15 protein-coding genes are annotated in these 16,946 nt (G+C 67.6%); 4 read left to right on the top strand and 11 right to left on the bottom strand.

Translation table 11 applies throughout. The features are described 5' to 3' along the window. Nucleotides 1-295 precede the first annotated feature (295 nt). The 3 genes from N5J29_RS14675 to N5J29_RS14665 all read right to left on the bottom strand — a co-directional run bounded on the left by N5J29_RS14675 (nucleotide 296) and on the right by N5J29_RS14665 (nucleotide 2,938). Entirely contained in the window at nucleotides 296-1,456 is a 1,161-nt protein-coding gene (locus tag N5J29_RS14675; RefSeq protein WP_053516410.1) for an MFS transporter, read from the bottom strand. Nucleotides 1,457-1,759: 303 nt separating this feature from the next. After that, the gene (locus tag N5J29_RS14670; protein WP_004144462.1) at nucleotides 1,760-2,509 is read right to left on the bottom strand and encodes a TerC family protein; all 750 of its coding nucleotides are present in this window, start codon (nucleotides 2,507-2,509) and stop codon (nucleotides 1,760-1,762) included. A gap of 33 nt (nucleotides 2,510-2,542) precedes the next feature. Next, nucleotides 2,543-2,938, bottom strand: a complete 396-nt coding sequence (locus tag N5J29_RS14665; protein ID WP_053516413.1) for a diacylglycerol kinase — start codon at nucleotides 2,936-2,938, stop codon at nucleotides 2,543-2,545. 212 nt (nucleotides 2,939-3,150) lie between these two features. On the opposite strand from N5J29_RS14665, the gene N5J29_RS14660 reads away from it, so the two are divergent. Continuing rightward, nucleotides 3,151-3,852: an SGNH/GDSL hydrolase family protein gene (locus tag N5J29_RS14660; RefSeq protein WP_164151646.1), complete on the top strand. Its 702-nt coding sequence runs from the start codon at nucleotides 3,151-3,153 to the stop codon at nucleotides 3,850-3,852. A gap of 80 nt (nucleotides 3,853-3,932) precedes the next feature. Here the strand turns inward: N5J29_RS14660 and N5J29_RS14655 are convergent, their stop codons facing one another. The 3 genes from N5J29_RS14655 to N5J29_RS14645 all read right to left on the bottom strand — a co-directional run bounded on the left by N5J29_RS14655 (nucleotide 3,933) and on the right by N5J29_RS14645 (nucleotide 6,807). Continuing rightward, the gene (locus tag N5J29_RS14655; RefSeq protein ID WP_053516416.1) at nucleotides 3,933-5,204 is read right to left on the bottom strand and encodes a HAMP domain-containing sensor histidine kinase; all 1,272 of its coding nucleotides are present in this window, start codon (nucleotides 5,202-5,204) and stop codon (nucleotides 3,933-3,935) included. A 156-nt stretch (nucleotides 5,205-5,360) separates the two neighbouring features. Continuing rightward, the gene (locus N5J29_RS14650) at nucleotides 5,361-6,074 is read right to left on the bottom strand and encodes a response regulator transcription factor (protein WP_002811889.1); all 714 of its coding nucleotides are present in this window, start codon (nucleotides 6,072-6,074) and stop codon (nucleotides 5,361-5,363) included. Between the two features lie 88 nt (nucleotides 6,075-6,162). Next, complete coding sequence (locus N5J29_RS14645; protein ID WP_053516417.1) at nucleotides 6,163-6,807, bottom strand: arylesterase; 645 nt, start codon at nucleotides 6,805-6,807, stop codon at nucleotides 6,163-6,165. Nucleotides 6,808-6,882: 75 nt separating this feature from the next. Between N5J29_RS14645 and N5J29_RS14640 the strand changes: the two genes are divergently transcribed. After that, a complete protein-coding gene (locus tag N5J29_RS14640) occupies nucleotides 6,883-7,530 on the top strand; it encodes an ATP-binding cassette domain-containing protein (protein WP_111186297.1) in 648 nt (215 codons plus the stop codon). Continuing rightward, nucleotides 7,527-10,034: an FtsX-like permease family protein gene (locus N5J29_RS14635; protein ID WP_164151648.1), complete on the top strand. Its 2,508-nt coding sequence runs from the start codon at nucleotides 7,527-7,529 to the stop codon at nucleotides 10,032-10,034. The genes N5J29_RS14640 and N5J29_RS14635 overlap by 4 nt, the downstream gene beginning before the upstream one ends. Before the next feature lie 104 nt (nucleotides 10,035-10,138). On the opposite strand, the gene N5J29_RS14630 is transcribed toward N5J29_RS14635, so the two are convergent. From N5J29_RS14630 to N5J29_RS14610, 5 genes are all read right to left on the bottom strand, one after another. Beyond that, on the bottom strand, nucleotides 10,139-11,065 hold the full coding sequence (locus tag N5J29_RS14630) for a DUF6607 family protein (protein ID WP_164151650.1): 927 nt from the start codon (nucleotides 11,063-11,065) through the stop codon (nucleotides 10,139-10,141). A 73-nt stretch (nucleotides 11,066-11,138) separates the two neighbouring features. Next, complete coding sequence (locus N5J29_RS14625) at nucleotides 11,139-11,738, bottom strand: Hemin transport protein (RefSeq protein ID WP_164151653.1); 600 nt, start codon at nucleotides 11,736-11,738, stop codon at nucleotides 11,139-11,141. A 4-nt stretch (nucleotides 11,739-11,742) separates the two neighbouring features. Further along, on the bottom strand, nucleotides 11,743-13,935 hold the full coding sequence (locus N5J29_RS14620) for a TonB-dependent hemoglobin/transferrin/lactoferrin family receptor (RefSeq protein WP_279924465.1): 2,193 nt from the start codon (nucleotides 13,933-13,935) through the stop codon (nucleotides 11,743-11,745). A gap of 149 nt (nucleotides 13,936-14,084) precedes the next feature. Beyond that, the gene (locus N5J29_RS14615; RefSeq protein ID WP_005412278.1) at nucleotides 14,085-14,279 is read right to left on the bottom strand and encodes a hemin uptake protein HemP; all 195 of its coding nucleotides are present in this window, start codon (nucleotides 14,277-14,279) and stop codon (nucleotides 14,085-14,087) included. Between the two features lie 194 nt (nucleotides 14,280-14,473). Beyond that, nucleotides 14,474-15,445 (bottom strand): aldo/keto reductase, encoded by a 972-nt coding sequence (locus N5J29_RS14610; RefSeq protein ID WP_053516475.1) that lies wholly within the window; start codon nucleotides 15,443-15,445, stop codon nucleotides 14,474-14,476. Nucleotides 15,446-15,637: 192 nt separating this feature from the next. On the opposite strand from N5J29_RS14610, the gene N5J29_RS14605 reads away from it, so the two are divergent. Next, complete coding sequence (locus N5J29_RS14605; RefSeq protein WP_053516424.1) at nucleotides 15,638-16,936, top strand: nucleoside transporter C-terminal domain-containing protein; 1,299 nt, start codon at nucleotides 15,638-15,640, stop codon at nucleotides 16,934-16,936. Nucleotides 16,937-16,946 lie beyond the last annotated feature (10 nt).

Here is a 16,946-nt window from a genome sequence, read left to right as displayed (position 1 = left end):
ACGCCCACCCGCCCGGCCTCATACGGTTTCCTGCGCACCGCGGGAAGATCAAAAGAAAAAAATCAAAAGCAGAAGCCGATTCTTCAGGCATTCGTGTCGACCAAGGTCGACACCTACCAGAGAGGAACGCCGTTGCGACAGATCGCGGGAATGGGCCGGGCCCCGCAGGGGTACTTACAGCGTCCCCCTCAACCGGACCCACCCCGCCAACCCACGGAATGCAGACCTTTGCCGTTGACGTTGACGTTGATTCGGCGGGTGCAGGGCTGCAAGCCCTGCCGGAATCCAACACCCCTCAGCAGGCTTCGGCCACCGCAGTGCGGGGACGCCCCAACCATGCCAGCAGCAGGCCCGATGCCGCCAGCAGGCCACCGGCCACCGGGATCGCGGCGTAGCCCAGGCCCGAGCTGATCACCGCACCGCCGAGCGCCGCACCCACGGCGTTGCCCAGGTTGAACGCGCCCACGTTGATCGACGACGCCAGGCCCGGCGCCTCGGTGGCCGCTTCCATCACCCGGATCTGCAGCGGCGGCACGATGGCGAAGGTCGCCGCGCCGAACAGCAGTACACCCAGCGCTGCGGTCACGGGATTCATGAAGGCCAGCGGCAGCACGAACATCAACACGGCCAGCGCCGCCAGCAGGATCCGCGTAGCGCCATCCAGCGACCAGTCGGCCATTCGCCCGCCGATGCCGTTGCCGATGGTGAAACCGATACCGATCAGCGCCAGTGACATCGCGATGAAGGCATTGGAGGCACCGGTCAGCTCGGTCAGCACCGGCGCCACGTAGGTGTACAAGGTGAACATGGCACCGGCGCCCAGCACCGTGGTGGCCATGGCCAGCAGCACCTGCGGCTGCAGGATCGCCTTCAGTTCACGGCGCACGTCCGGGCGCGGACCCGGTGCCGAGGCCGGCAGGGCCAGGCCGAGCGCGATGATCGCCACCACGCCCAGCACTGCGGTGCCGGCGAAGGACAGGCGCCAGCCCAGCTGCTGGCCGACCCAGGTTGCCAGCGGCACGCCGCCGATGTTGGCGATGGTCAGGCCCATGAACATCGTGGCCACCGCCGCCGCTTGCTTGTCCTTCGGTACCAGGCTGGCGGCGACCACCGCACCGATACCGAAGAAGGCACCGTGGTTGAGGCTGGTGACCAGCCGCGACAACAACAGCAGGCCATAGTTCGGCGCCAGCGCCGACAGCAGGTTGCCGACCACGAAGATCGACATCAGCAGCATCAGCGCGGTGCGCTTGCCGAACCGCCCCATCAGCAGCGTCATCACCGGCGCGCCCAGCATCACGCCCATGGCGTAGGCCGTGATCAGCATGCCGGCGGTGGGAATGCCAACCCCTACGCCGTCGGCGATGACCGGCAGCAGGCCCATCGGGGCGAACTCGGTGGTGCCGATGGCGAAGGCGCCGACGGCAAGCGCCAGCAATGCGGCTCTGGACTTCATGGGGGACTTCCTGGGGGCGGGAATCGGGAGCGCGTAGCCTGCGCGCTTTGCCGCACCGGATTAAGCCTTGTCCGGGGAAAACACTGTTGATACGGGTTCACAAGTGAAGGTGTACGCCAGCATTGCAGGCAAAAGCCCCATGGCCCGGCGCTACCCGCGGCGTGGCGTACCCCGATAGCACCGGGCCATGCCCGGCGTTGCCCGAGGCGTGGCGTACCCCGTTAGCGCCGGGCCATGCCCGGCGGACGCGGTAGCCCGCAAAGCAGAACCCCCGGCCGGGCCGGGGGTTCGAGGTCATACGCTTTACCAGTCGCCGGCGCCCGGCACGTGGTGGTCGCGCGCGCGACGGCGCATCAGCAGGTTCAACCATTCCACCAGCACCGAGAAGCCCATCGCGGCGTAGATGTACGGCTTGGGCACATGCACGTCGAGGCCGTCCAGGATCAGCACCGCGCCGATCAGCAGGATGAAGGCCAGCGCCAGCATCTTCACCGTCGGGTTGGCGTCGATGAAGCGCCCCAGCGGATTGGCCGCCAGCAGCATGACCAGCACCGACAGCAGGATGGCAGCGACCATCACCGGGATGTGGTCGGCGATGCCGACGGCCGTGATCACCGAGTCCAGCGAGAACACGATATCGATGATGGCGATCTGCAGGATGACCATGCCGAACACGCCCGACGCCTTGCTGGTCGCCGGATTCTCGTCTTCGCCACCGGTGATCAGTTCCTTGATCTCCATGTAACCCTTGATGATCAGGAACAGGCCACCCACGATCAGCACCAGGTCGCGGATCGAGATGCCCATGCCGGCCACGGTGAACAGGTTGGCGGACATGTGGGCCAGGTAGGCCAGCGACACCAGCAGTGCGATACGGGTGATGCAGGCCACGGCGATGCCGAGCTTGCGCGCAAAGGGACGGCGCTCTTCCGGCAGCTTGCTGACCGCGATGGAGATGAACACCAGATTGTCGATGCCGAGCACGATTTCCAGCGCGCTCAGGGTGAACAAGGTCACCCAGGCGTTGGGGTCGGCGAGGAACTCAAAGGACATGGAAACTCTTCAAGGCAGTGGGGGAATGGGGGTTCAGCCGTAGCGGCCGGCCAGTGCATGCGGGACCACGACCAGGGCCCAGCACAGCAGTACGTTCATCATCAGCACGAACACGGCGGCCGAACCCATGTCCTTGGCGCGCCCGGCCAGCTCGTGGATCTCGCTGCCGTAGCGCTCGATCACGGCCTCGATGGCGGAGTTGGCCAGTTCCATCGCCAGCACCAGCAGCATCGAGCCGATCAGCAGCGCGCGCTCCACCGGGGTCTGGCCGAGCCAGATCGCCACCGGGGTCAGCAGGACCAGCAGGTAGACCTCCAGCCGGAACGAGGACTCATGCAGCCAGGCAGCCCGCAGGCCCTGCCAGGACCAGCGCGCGGCCTGGAAGATGCGGCGCGGGCCGCGCGGCATGTGGCCGAACTGGTCAGCCACGGGTGGAGCATCCAGCAACGGGGGCGCGGCGCAGCGACCGCTCAGACGCACGGCAGGGAATCATGGGTGCACAGGGATGGGCAGACAGTCGCCATTTTGCCACAAGGCCGCCGGCCATACTCCGCGCGGCCGGGCCGAATGGCCTGCCGGGGACAAGCGCGGGCCGCGCCCGCCTCCTATGATGGCTCCCTCCTTCCTGCCTGGAGTGCACGATGTCCCACCGCCGTCCCGCTCTGCTGATGCTGGGCCTGCTGACCCTTGCGCCGCTGGCGCTGGCACGCGTTCCCTCGCCGTCGCCCCGCGTTCCCGAGCAGGTCTCCAACGTGGCCTGGGCCGCCGACATGGCCGCCTTCGCCGCCGCCGACAAGGTCGCCCCGCCGCCTCGTGGTGGCATCGAGTTCATTGGCAGTTCGTCATTCCGGATGTGGGACAGCCTGGCGGCCGATTTCGCCGGCCAGCCGGTGTTCAACCGGGGCTTCGGCGGCTCGGAAGTCCGGGACAGCACCTGGTATGCCGCACAGATCGTGATCCCGTACGCGCCGTGCAAGGTCTTCCTGTACGCCGGCGACAACGACCTCAACAGCGGCCGCAGCGCCGTGCAGGTGCGCGACGATGTGGTCGCCTTCGTGCAGCGCGTGCATCGCGACCTGCCCAAGACCCGGGTGGAATACGTGTCGATCAAGCCCAGCCCGTCACGGGCGCACCTGCTGCCGGCGATCAACGAGGCCAACACGCTGGTCAAGGCGGCGCTGGCCAGGCTGCCCAACACCGGCTTCACCGACATCTACACGCCGATGCTGGGCGCCGACGGCCAGCCTGATCGCGCGCTGTTCCGTGAGGACATGCTGCACATGACGCCCGCCGGATATGCCATCTGGACCCGCGCGCTGGCACCGAAGGTGACCTGCGACTGAGACACTGCGCACGCCGGGCATGGCCCGGCGCTACCCCTGCCATTCCGCGGAATGCCCGCTTCTGATCCGGCAAAAGCCCTCTAGCGGAAAATCACGGTGGCTTCGGTTCCCTGCCCGGGTTCGCTGGAGAGGCTGACCTTCCAGCCGAAGCGATCGCACAGCCGGCGCACGATCGACAGGCCCAGTCCGGTGCCCTGCGGGCGACTGGGTTCGGCGCGGTAGAACGGCTCGAACGCGCGCGACAGGGCTTCGGCAGACATGCCGATGCCGGTGTCGCGCACCACCACCCGGTCGTCGCGCACATGCACGTCGATGCGGCCTTCGTCGGTATAGCTGCAGGCATTGCGCACCAGGTTGCTGACCACCACCTGCAGCACCCGCGGCGGCGCATGCAGATTCACCGGTCCGTCGCTGTGCAGGTGCACCACGACCGGGCGCGTACCCAGCAGTTCGTTGGCGTTGTCCACCTCGTGACGGACGATGTCGTTGACATCGAACAGCTCGACCTGCGGCTCGACATCCGCCTCGCGGGCAAGGATCAGGAAGGCGTCGATCACCGCTTCCATGTCACGCCCGGCACGCTGGATGCGCTGCAGGCTGCGGCGCAGGCGCGGCTGCAGGGAATCATCCCCCAGCGCCATGTCGCTGGCCACGCGGATCACCGTCAACGGCGTGCGCAGTTCATGGCTGGCATCGCGGGTGAAGTTGCGTTCGCGGGCGACATGCGCGCTGACCCGGTTGGCCAGCGAATGCAGGGCCGCGGCGAGCTGCCGGGTCTCGCCCTGCATGTCCGCCGGCAGTTTGTTCGGTTCCAGATCGGCTGCCTCGGGGTGGCCGGGGTCCCAGCGCGACACGCGCCGCGCCAGCCAGTTCACCGGCGATACCAGACGCTTGGAGGCGCGATAGGTGATCCAGCTGGCGCCATACACCGCCAGCAGGGTCAGCAGCACCGGCACGATGCCGAACCAGAACGCCAGCATTTCCGCGCGTGAGCGCAGGAATACCAGATACAGGCGGCCGGCCGGCCGCACATCGACCAGGACCAGCTGGTCATCCGCCGGCAGTTCGTGGAAACCGGGCTCCAGGTCGCGCAGGTTGGCCGGCAGCGACAACGCGGACTGGCCGCTTTCCAGCAGGTAGCCGCGGATGTTCTGCGTATTGGGGGGGGGCTGTGCCGGGGATGCGTCGTGCAGCGTCCAGTAATACGCCGCTTCCTCGCGCAGCGCTGCACCGACCAGGCTGTGCTTGATGACCAGCGACACCAGCCATGCGCCCAGCAGGATGCCCAGGCTGGCCAGCACTGCCTGCAGGATGAAGGCGATACGGATCTTGCGCGGCAGGCCGTGCGGCATTGCGGGGTCCCGGTCAGAGCGCTGCGATTATAGGCAGCGCACCGCGCCGTGGTCGTGCAGGGATGATGACCGCCGACACTGCCGGTCGGTCATCCCCTGCCCTGTTGCCCGTCCGCTACCGCACCGGGCCTGCAGCTGCACCGGCACGGTCCCTGCTCAGGCCATCGGCTGGGCGATGTCGGCAATGCGATAGCCGGCGCTCTGCACGGTATGCAGCAGCGGGCGATCGAACGGCTTGTCGATGATCTTGCGCAGGTTGTACAGATGGCTGCGCAGGGTGTCCGAATCCGGCAACCCGTTGCCCCAGATCTCGCGCTCGATTTCCTGGCGGGTGACCACCCGCGGCGATTCGCGCATCAGAATCGTCAACAGGCGCAGGCCGATCGGCGACAGCTGCAGTTCGGTGCCGGCGCGGGTGGCGCGCATGCTGACCGGATCGAGCACCAGGTCGGCGACCTTGAGCACTTCCGAACCCACCTGGCGGCGTTCGCGGCGGATCAGCGCGCGCAGGCGTGCTTCCAGTTCCTGGATCGCGAACGGCTTGGTCAGGTAGTCATCGGCACCGAAACCCAGGCCGGTGAGCTTGTCGTCCAGCGTATCGCGCGCGGTCAGCATCAGCACCGGCGTCGATTTGCGCGCATCGTTGCGCAGCCGCCGGCAGACTTCGATGCCATCCAGCCGCGGCAGCATCAGGTCCAGCACCACCACGTCATAGCTGTTCTCCGCCGCAAGCCGGTAGCCGTCCAGGCCATCCTGTGCATAGTCGACTTCGAAGCCACGACCTTCCAGGTATTCGCCGATCATCTCGGAGATGTTGCGGTTGTCTTCGACCACCAGCACCAAGCCGGAAGTCTCCTTCGTCTGACGCATGTGATTCCCTCTAACTTCAGCTTTGTGAAACATGCCGGATCGACGGTGGAGGCAATGTGAAGTTCCGTCAAGAGGTCCGATCTGCTGCTCAGAGCAGCGGCTTGAGCAGGGGCCAGACGTTGTCGAGCACCTTCGGCTGGGCCTGGGCGGTGGGGTGCAGACCGTCGGCCTGCATCATCCCCGGCTGCAGGGCCACCCCCTCCAGCAGGAACGGCAGCAGCGGCACAGCGTAGCGGTCGGCCAGCGCGCGGTAGGCGGCCGCCAGCCGCTGGCGGTACGCCGGGCCGTAATTCGGTGGCACATCGATGCCCAGCAGCAGCACCTTGGCGCCCGCCTTCTGGCTGGCCTGCACCATCTTTTCCAGATTGCCCTGCACCTGCGCCGGGGTCAGCCCGCGCAGGGCGTCGTTGCCCCCCAGAGCGATCACCACCACGTCCGGCTTCTCCTTCGCCAGCAGGCCCGGCAGCCGGGTCAGGGCGCCGGCGGTGGTCTCGCCGCTCATGCTGGCGTTGACGATCCGCGCCGGCGTTTTCGACTGCTGCCTGACCCGCTGCTGCAGCAGGCTGACCCAGCCGGCATCGGCAGGGATATTGTGGGCAGCACTGAGGCTGTCGCCGAGCACCAGGACGGTACCGGCCGGACCTTTGGCACAGGCCAGCCCGGGCAACAGCAGGAACCCTAGCAACAGCACCATCATCATGCCGGCTCGCCGGCTCCATCCCGTCTTGCGCATTGGAGTCTCCTCATCGACAGCCTGTCCCCCCGCAGCGCGCCCGTCGCCATCGCCGTCGACCAGGTCGGCAAATCCGTGCATGGCCCGGAGGGTGAAGTCCACATACTGGACAACATCACTTTGACGGTCCATGAAGGCACCAGCGTGGCCATCGTCGGCGCCTCCGGCTCCGGCAAGACCACCCTGCTCGGCCTGCTCGCCGGGCTGGACCTGCCCAGCCGCGGTCGCATCGCTCTGGCCGGGCACGACCTGTCCAGCCTGGATGAGGAAGCCCGCGCGCAGCTGCGTGCGCGCGAGGTCGGCTTCGTCTTCCAGAGCTTCCACCTGCTGCCGGCGCTGACCGCCGCCGAGAACGTCGCCCTGCCGCTGGAGCTGGGCGGGCGCGAGGATCGCGCGCGGGTGGACGCCGTGCTGGACCAGGTCGGGCTGGCCCATCGCGCCCGCCATTACCCGCGCCAGCTGTCCGGCGGCGAACAGCAGCGCGTGGCATTGGCGCGTGCCTTCGTCACCCGGCCGCGCATCCTGTTCGCCGACGAGCCGACCGGCTCGCTGGACCAGAGCACCGGCCAGCACATCAGCGACCTGCTGTTCGAGCTCAACGCCGGCAGCGGCACCACGCTGGTGCTGGTCACCCACGATCTGCGCCTGGCCCAGCGCTGCCAGCACATCCACCGCATAGACAACGGCCGCCTGCAGGCGGTCGCGCACGAGGCCCGCGCATGAACCTGCTGCGGCATGCGTGGCGCGCGCTGCGCCGCGAAGCCCTGGCCGGCGACCTGCTGACCGTGTTCGCCGCGCTGGTACTGGGCGTGGCGGTGATGACCGCGGTCGGCACGCTGGTGAACCGGGTCAACCTGGCACTCACCAGCAGCGCTGCGGAGATGCTCGGCGGCGACCTCGGCGTCGCCGGGCGTGACGACCCGCCGGCCGCCTTCGCCGAAGAGGCCAGGCAGCGGGGACTGGCATCCACCCGCATGGCCAGTTTCGGCACCGTGCTGTTCCAGGGCGATGCCAGCCAGATGGCCAGCATCAAGGCGGTACAGGCCGGCTATCCGCTGCGGGGGACGCTGCAGGTACGCAGCACGCCCGGTGGTGCGCTGATCGACGATGCCGGCATGCCGCCGCAGGGCCAGGCCTATGCCGATCCCCGCCTGCTGCAGGCGCTGGGGTTGAAGGCCGGCGATGACCTCGAGTTCGGCGCCGGTACGCTGCGCATCGCCGGCATCATCGAGGCCGAACCGGATGCCGGCGGCGACCTCCTCACGCTGTCGCCGACGTTGCTGGTCAATCGCGCTGATGTCGACGGCACCGGCCTGCTCGGTCCCGGCAGCCGCATCAGCTACCGGCTGATGTTCGCCGGGCCGGCCGACCGGATCGCTGCGTTCCGGCAATGGCTGCAGCCACAGGTGAAGGGCATGCGCCTGCTCAGCGTGGATGACACCCAGCGCGGCGTGCGCCAGGCGTTCGATCTGGCCGGGCGCTTCCTCGGCCTGAGCGCGCTGCTGGCGGTGCTGCTGGCCGGCGTCGCCACCGCGCTGGCCGCCAACCGCTTCGCCCTGCGCCGCATCGACCAGGTGGCGATCCTGCGTTGCCTGGGAGCACGCCAGCGCGACATCCTGCTGGGCCTGGCACTGCAGCTGCTGATGCTGGCCGTTCCGGCCTGCCTGCTCGGCATTGGACTGGGCATGGCCGCGCAGGAAAGCCTGGTACAGGTGCTGGGCAGCCTGATACCGCAGCGCCTGCCGCTGCCACAGGCAACACCGGCGCTGACCGGTGCAGGCATCGGCCTGTTGCTGCTGTTCGGCTTCGGCCTGCCGCCGCTGCTGCGCCTGCGCGGAGTGCCGCCGATGCGCGTACTCAACCGCTCCTTCGCTGCACTGCCGCCCGCCTCGCTGCTGGCCTACGTCGCCGCCCTGCTGGCCAGCCTGGTGCTGGCCGTGCAGGTGACCGGCGACCTGAAGCTGGCCCTGTGGGTGCTGGGTGGCCTGGCCGCTCTCGCCGCAGCGGCGGGCCTGGGCGGCTTCGTGCTGCTGCAGGTGCTGCGCAGCCTGCAGCACCGCCTGCACGGCAACTGGCGACTGGGCCTGGCCGCCCTGACCCGCCGCCGGATGCTGGCGGTGATGCAGCTGGTGGGCCTGTCGCTGTCGCTGTGCGCGCTGCTGCTGCTGGCCGTGACCGGGCCGGGGCTGCTGCAGCAGTGGCGCGAGCGCCTGCCGGAGGACACGCCGAACTACTTCCTGATCAACATCCAGCCCGAACAACGCGACGGCGTGCTGGCGGCACTGCGCGCGCTGGGTGCTGCCGATGCCAGCATCGAACCGATGGCCACCGGCCGCCTGATCGCGATCAACGGCAAGCCGCCGGTGCGCGTGGACCAGGTGCAGGGTGGCCAGGGACGGGAAGACGGCCCGCGCGAGGACGACGACGAGAACCGGCCACTGAACTTCAGCTGGCGCAGCACCTTCCCGCCGGCCAATACGCTGCTTGAGGGCCACTTCTGGAAGGCGGACAGCACTGTGCCTGAAGCCTCGGTGGAAACCGGCTGGGCCAAACGCTACGGCGTCTCGACCGGCGACCGTATCGGCATTTCCGTGGGCGAGCAGCAGCGCGAGTTCACCGTGACCAGCGTGCGCAAGGCGGACTGGAACACGTTCCGGCCGAACTTCTTCGTGCTGTTGAATCCGAACGCCGTGGGCGACACCCCGCACAACCTGCTGTCGGCGTTCCACCTGCCGGCCGGCCAGGCAGCCGGGCTGGGCGAACTGGTGCGTGCACAGCCGAACCTGTCGCTGCTGGACGTGGATGCGGTGATCTCGCAGGTGCGCGACGTGATGGAACGGGTGGCGCAGGCGGTGCAGCTGGTGATGGTGTTCAGCCTGCTGGCCGGCGTGCTGGTCCTGCTGGCTGCCCTGCAGGCCACGGCCGGCGAGCGCCGCTACGACAGCGCGGTACTGCGCACGCTGGGCGCGACCCGGCGCCAGCTGCGCGGTGCGGTACTGGTCGAGTTCGGAGCACTGGGCACGCTCGCCGCGCTGCTGGCGGTGGGCGCCACGGCCGTGATCGGGCTGGTGGTGTCGCAGAAGGTGTTCGAACTGCCGCTGCTGCCGCCGTGGCCGGGCCTGCTGCTGGGCGGCGTGGTCGGCATCGGGCTGAGCCTGCTGGCGGGCTGGTGGGGCACCCGGCGCATCCTGCATACCCCGCCCGCCCTGGCCCTGCGCGAAGCCTGACGCAGGCGCGCCCCGGAAGGCGTGCCGGGCAAGCCCGGCACCCTTCCTTGCGGTAGATCCACGCCATGCGTGGATCCGGCTGTGGCCTCGAGCATGGCTCGACCCTACTGGGCCTTTTCCACGTACCTGGCGAACACTTCGTCGATCTGCGCGTCCTTCACCTGCTTGCCGTCCTGCAGGTCCTGCGCCTGGGTGAACAGCGGAATGATCATCGCCATCCCATCCAGCTTGGTCTTCAGGTGCACGCCCGGAGCCCGGGTCAGGAAACCGTCCCAGCGCTGGCGGACCTTGGCCCAGTAGCCGGCGGTGGCCTTCCAGTAGTCGCGCGCCGGGGTGAAGTCGATCTCGGTGGTCTTCACGTAGTCGTTGAAGCCGAACTCACGCGCGATCTCCACCTGGCTGCCGTCGGTGTTGCGCTGCACCTTGGTGTTGAACTGCTCGTGGGTCCAGCCGTTCGGGGTCAGGGTGTGGCGGTTGACCACCGCCAGCGCGTTGTAGTCGCTGCGCTTGGTGTACTCACGGCGCGGCAGCGGGCGCCAGCTCAGGTCGCTGGTCCAGCTCGGCACGTTGTTGGTGTAGGTCCATTTGCCGGTGCCGCAGTAGCGCGGTGCATCGCTCACTTCATACACGCACTGGGTCCAGGCGCCCTGGTTCACCGCCGCCGGGATGCTGCGCACCCGCCAGGTCTGGTCGGCACTGAACTCGAAGCGGTTCGGGGCCTCGTAGACCCAGTCCTGGCGCCAGTGCTTGGTGATGTGGCCGCTCTTCTCGTCCAGCAGCAGGTGTTGCAGCACGATGCGCTTCGGGGTGTCCTCGACCACGATGACCATTTCATTGCCGCCGCTGCGCATCGCCGGCGCGCGCTCGTAGCCCGGCTTCAGCAGCACGGTTTCGTCGAAGGCGAAATCCACGGTGTACTCGCCCTGCATGGCCAGGATGCTGTCGTGGTCGCGGGCGATGTCGGAGGGCTGCGCGCTGGCCACGCCGCTGCCGGCGAGCAACAGCAGGACGCTGGCTGTCTGGAATTTCATCGGGATCTTCCTTCGGGGTTGCAGGTTCGTTGAGAGGCCATCCGTGGCCGTCGGGCGTTCCATCCGGAACAGATCAGAGGCGGATCAGCGGCAGGTCGCCGGGAATCCGTGGTGCCGGCCGGCGCGCGGCGTCGGCACAGCAGCAGTCGTCGATGGCCAGCTCGCCCTCGGCGCCTTCCAGGCGCGCGATGCGGCGTGCGGTGGCCGCGCCCAGCGTCGACAGCGTCGACAGGCTGGCCGCCAGGGTGCGGCCATCATCGGCGGCATGCAGGCGCAGCGCACACAGGCGCCAACGCTGGCCGCCGAGATGACCGGCCAGGCGCCGCCACAGGCGTTCACCGACACTGCCGTCGCTGTCGTGCTGTGGGCCCGGCGGCAGCGCGGCCACCAACCGGTCCCAGGCCAGGAAATCGCTGTCCGGCAGCAGGTACAGGCGCCACACGCAGCGGCCACGGCCTTCAAGGAAGCACAGGCTTTCGCGCAGGCCCTCGCTGTCCACGCCCTGGCAGGCATGCACGCGCACCGCCTGGCGCCAGCCGCCAAGCTCGTTGCCGTCGGCGTGGTAGAGACACAACACGGTGCCAAGCGTGGCCAGCTGTGCCGGGGTCGGCCATGCCGCGCGGTGCGGCGCGGCGATGGAGTCATTCCTGCGTGCGGACAATGCTCGGCTCATGAGGTCACCAGGAAACGGCAAGGCTGGCGGAGAAGGTACGACCGGGGCTGGTGTAGCGATCCAGCACGCGGCTGGTCGGCGACAGCGTCGAACCCACGTTGGACCAATCGATGTAGCGTTTGTCGCCCAGGTTGAACACGCCTACGTTGAAGGTCGCACCGGGGGCGAAATTCCAATGTGCCATCAGGTCGGCCACGCCATAGCCGGCCGGGCGGTACACCGTCTCCGAGGCGACGCGGTCCTTGCGCTTGACGAAGGTGCCGGCCAGTTCGACACCCCAGGCATCGGTGTCGTACATCAGGCCGACGGTGCCGCGCAGCGGGTCGACCGAATCCAGCGGGGTGTCCTCGGTCTTGTTGTCGCCGCGCGACCAGGCCACGGAACTGCGCAGTGCCCAGCCCTGCAGGGTCGGGCTGATCTGGCCGAAGTCGACGCCGGCCTTCAGTTCAGCGCCGTAGATGCGGGCGTCGGCGATGTTGCGCGACTGGAACACCATCAGGCCCTGCGCATTGGTGCCGACCAGCGACTGCGACTCGATGAAGTCCTTGTACTCGTTGTAGTAGCCGCTGACGCTGACGTAGGCAGCCGGCGACAGGAAGCGCAGGCCCAGTTCCATGCCATCACTGGTTTCCGGCTTCAGGTCCGGATTGGGAATGGCCGTGTAGCCGAAGGCGAAGTTGGTGAAGCCGAGATTGACGTCGTTGTACGGCGGCGAGCGGAAGCCGTGCGAGTAACCGGCAAACAGCGACCATTCGTCGGTGAAGCGATAGACCATGCCAAGCTTGGGCGAGACGCTGGTCTTGGTCAGCTTCGCCACCGCCACGCCGGGATTGTCCTCGGCGAAGATGTTGTCCACTTCCGGCTTCAGCTCGTAGCGGTCCACGCGCACGCCCGGCACCAGCGACAGCTTGCCGCCAGCCATGCGCATTTCATCCTGCGCATACAGGCCCAGCTCGGTGGTCTTGCTGATCGGGAAATCGCGTACCGGGAACGCATCGGGCAGGATGGTGGTGCTGGTCTGGCCGTTGGCCAGTACCTGGAAACCATCGCGCTTCTGGCGGATCTCGGTGCGTGCACCCTCGAAGCCATAGGTCAGCGCGTGCTCGACGCTGCCGGTGCTGAAGGCCTTGTTGAACTGCGCCTGCAGGCCGTACACACGCTGGTCGAAGTTGAACTCGCGGTGGCGACGGCTGCGGTTGGCACGGTCCTCATCGGTGATCTGGGTGGTTTCGCTGTGCTGGGTATACAGCTGCCAGTGCAGGCTGTCGGCGAAGCCTTTGTCCAGCGCATCCATTTCATGCGCGAACGACACGCGGGTGCGGTTCTGCTTGTCGCGCGCCTTCATGCCGGTGGTGGTGGTACGGTCGATCGAAGACAGCACGTTGGTCTCGGTCTTGTCTTCGTTGCCTTCCACGGTCAGGCGGAAGCGCTGGTCCTCGCTCGGTGCATAGACCAGCTTGGCCAGGCCGCTGCGACCGTCGCGGTCCTGCGGGTTGGGGGCGGTGCGGGTGTTGTCGTTGCTGCGCACGTCACCCTTGTTGTCGGTTTCCTGGCCCTGGCGATGGTTGATGTTGACCATGCCGCTCCAGTGTTCGCCGCCGAACGCCGTGGTGACACCGCCGAGCAGGCCCTTCCATTCACCGTCGTAGCCGAACTTCAGGCCGACGTAGCTGTCCTTGCCATCCTTCAGGTAATCGGCCGGATCCTTGGTGACGAAGGCGACCACGCCGCCCAGCGCATCGGAACCGTACAGCGAGCTGGCCGGGCCGCGCACGATCTCCACGCGCTTGAGCGTGTCCAGATCGGTGAAGTTGCGGTTGGCGTTGGAGAACGAACCAATGTTGAAGCTGGTCGGCATCGCGATGCCATCGGTCTGCACCCGCACACGGTTGCCGTCCAGGCCACGGATACGGATGCTGCCCAGGCCGAAGCGCGCGGCGCTGCGGCTGACCGACAGGCCCGGCTCGTAGCGCAGCAGATCCTTGATGTCCTGGACCAGGTGCCGGTCCATCTGCTCACGGTCGATCACGTCCACCGTCGCGGCGACGTCACTCACTGCGCGCTCGGTGCGCGTGGCGGTGACCTGCACGCGATCGAATTCGCGCGCATCGGGCGCGGCGCTGGCGGCAGTGGCAGCGTGGGCGGACAGCGGCAGCGCCATCCAGACAGCAAGGCAAAGGGCGGTATGGCGGGTCATCGGGTTCGTTCGGTCAGGCAGGGGACCCCCGGCCACCGGCACGCCGGAGCGCACGCGGTAGACCGAGGGGGAGAGAGCGGGAGCGGTCGGGTCGCCCACCCTGCGGGCGGCGCCCGGCAGGAGGGAGGGAGGCGGGCGACCAGGCCGCATTACTTGGTCAGGATCAGCTTGTCGTTGCTGGTGTGCCGCAGGCGATAGAAGCGATCGCCGTGCTGGATCAGGATTTCACGACGGCCCTTGAGCAGGGCTTCGCTGTCGATGACCTCTTCCGGCGGAACGACGCGGACCGGACGATCGCGGAGGGTCAGTGTTTCAGGGCGCAGCAGTACAGGTTGAGCGTTCATGAGCATCTGGACTCGTGCGAGGGACGAGTTAAATGATAATGATTCTCAGTTGACAATCAACAACCATTCTCAATTTGATTGATGAGATTAATGATCGAAATCCAAAATTCGATAGATTTTGTGAATCGAATGGTGGGTGGCGGCGACCCTGGGGTCGAGCACAGCTCGACTCCCCGGCGGGAAAATGCTGCGGGTCAGACGAAGGCGGCTTCGATCCGGGCCCAGCCGGCGGCGTCGATCTGCTCCAGCACTTCCAGGGCCTGCAGGTTCTGCAGCAGCTGCTCGACCCGGCTGGCGCCCAGGATCACGCTGGACACCTGTGGATTGCGCAGGCACCAGGCGATGGCCACGCTGGCCGGGGCGTGGCCAAGCTCGCGTGCCACCGCGCTGAAATGACGGACCTGGGCCAAGCGTGCCTGTGCATCGGCGCCCAGAACCAGATCCTGCAGCCACTCCATGCCCTCGCGGCCCAGCCGGGCGTCGGCCGGAATGCCACGGTCGTACTTGCCACTGAGCAGGCCGGACGCCAACGGCGAGAAGATGGTGGTGCCCAGGCCGGCCCCCGCGTACAGCGGGGCGTACTCGGTTTCCACCCGCTCGCGGTGCAGCAGGTTGTACTGCGGCTGCTCCATCGATGGCCCCTGCAGGTTGTGTCGCGCGGCAATGTCCAGCGCCTGCTGGATCTGTGCCGCCGACCACTCGGACGTGCCCCAGTAGAGCACCTTGCCCTGCCGTATCAGGGTATCCATCGCGTGCACGGTCTCGGCGATCGGCGCGTCGGGATCCGGGCGGTGGCAGTAATAAAGGTCCAGATAGTCCACCCGCAGGCGCTTGAGCGCGGCATGGCAGGCATCGGTGACGTGCTTGCGCGACAGGCCGCGCTGGGTCGGTCGCGGATCCTTGGCACTGCCGAAGAACACCTTGCTGGACACGCAGAACCCATCGCGCGGCAGGCGCAGGTCGGCGATCACATCGCCCATCACCTGCTCGGCGCGGCCATTGGCATACCCCTCGGCATTGTCGAAGAAGTTGATGCCATGGTCCCAGGCCGCGGCAACCAGGTTGCGGGCCTCGTCGCGCGGAATCTGGTCACCGAAGGTCACCCAGGCGCCGAAGGACAGGGCGGATATCGGCAGGCCGGTGGAGCCCAGGCGGCGGTAGTGCATGCGAATCTCCTGCTGCGGGCCCGCATCCGGGCCGGAATCGAGCCCCATTCTACCCGTCGTGCCGACCGCAACCCCTTGCCGTTGCTGGCCCGATCGGTGCCGATGGCCGCGCGCACGCTGCTTTTCCTTGCCCCGGCCCCTGCCCTGCACTAGGCTTCCCGTTTTTCGCGACGCCCCAGGGGAGTCACTCACATGGTCGAAGGTTTGGGCAGGATCGGCTTCGGCCTGTTCGGGTTGGCGGTGCTGATCGGCATCACCTGGTTGTTTTCCAACAACAAGCGCGCGGTGGACTGGAAGCTCGTCGCCACCGGCATCACCCTGCAGATCGCCTTTGCGGCGCTGGTGATCCTGGTCCCCGGCGGCCGCGACGTGTTCGATGCGCTCGGCCACGGCTTCGTGAAGGTCCTGAGCTTCGTCAACGAGGGCTCGAAGTTCATCTTCGGCTCGCTGATGGACGTCCAGAACTACGGCTTCATCTTCGCCTTCCAGGTGCTGCCGACCATCATCTTCTTCTCCGCGCTGATGGGCGTGATGTACCACCTGAACGTCATGCAGGCGATCGTCCGGGTGATGGCGTGGGCGATCACCAAGGTGATGCGCGTGTCCGGTGCCGAAACCACCAGCGTCTGCGCCAGCGTCTTCATTGGCCAGACCGAGGCGCCGCTGACCGTGCGCCCGTACATCGCCAAGATGACCCAGTCCGAGCTGCTGACCATGATGATCGGTGGCATGGCCCACATCGCTGGCGGCGTGCTGGCGGCCTACGTGGGCATGCTCGGCGGGGGCGACCCGACCCAGCAGGCGTTCTACGCCAAGCATCTGCTGGCGGCCAGCATCATGGCCGCACCGGCCACGCTGGTGGTGGCCAAGCTGCTGATCCCGGAAACCGGCACCCCGCTGACCCGCGGCACGGTGAAGATGGAAGTGGAGAAGACCTCCAGCAACATCATCGACGCGGCGGCGGCCGGCGCCGGCGACGGCCTGAAGCTGGCGCTGAACATCGGCGCGATGCTGCTGGCCTTCATCGCCCTGATCGCCCTGCTGAACGCCCCGCTGACCTGGCTCGGCGAAGTGACCGGCCTGGCCGCACAGATCGGCAAGCCGACCAACCTGTCGACCATCTTCGGCTACCTGCTGGCACCGATCGCCTGGGTGATCGGCACTCCGTGGGCCGACGCCACCACCGTGGGTTCGCTGATCGGACAGAAGGTCGTGATCAACGAGTTCGTCGCCTATACCGAGCTGTCGCAGATCGTGAACGGCCAGGTCGCCGGCGTGACCCTGTCCAACGAAGGTCGCCTGATCGCCACCTATGCGCTGTGCGGCTTCGCCAACTTCAGCTCGATCGCAATCCAGATCGGCGGCATCGGTGGCCTGGCCCCGGAACGTCGCCACGACCTGGCCAAGTTCGGCCTGCGCGCGGTACTGGGCGGTACCATCGCCACCTTCATGACGGCGACCATCGCCGGCGTGCTGACGCATTTCAGTTGAACCCTAGTTC

The sequence above is a fragment of the Stenotrophomonas sp. GD03680 genome, assembly GCF_029844625.1.
Taxonomy (GTDB): domain Bacteria; phylum Pseudomonadota; class Gammaproteobacteria; order Xanthomonadales; family Xanthomonadaceae; genus Stenotrophomonas; species Stenotrophomonas maltophilia_P.
This window is presented reverse-complemented; position numbering and strand designations above follow the sequence as displayed.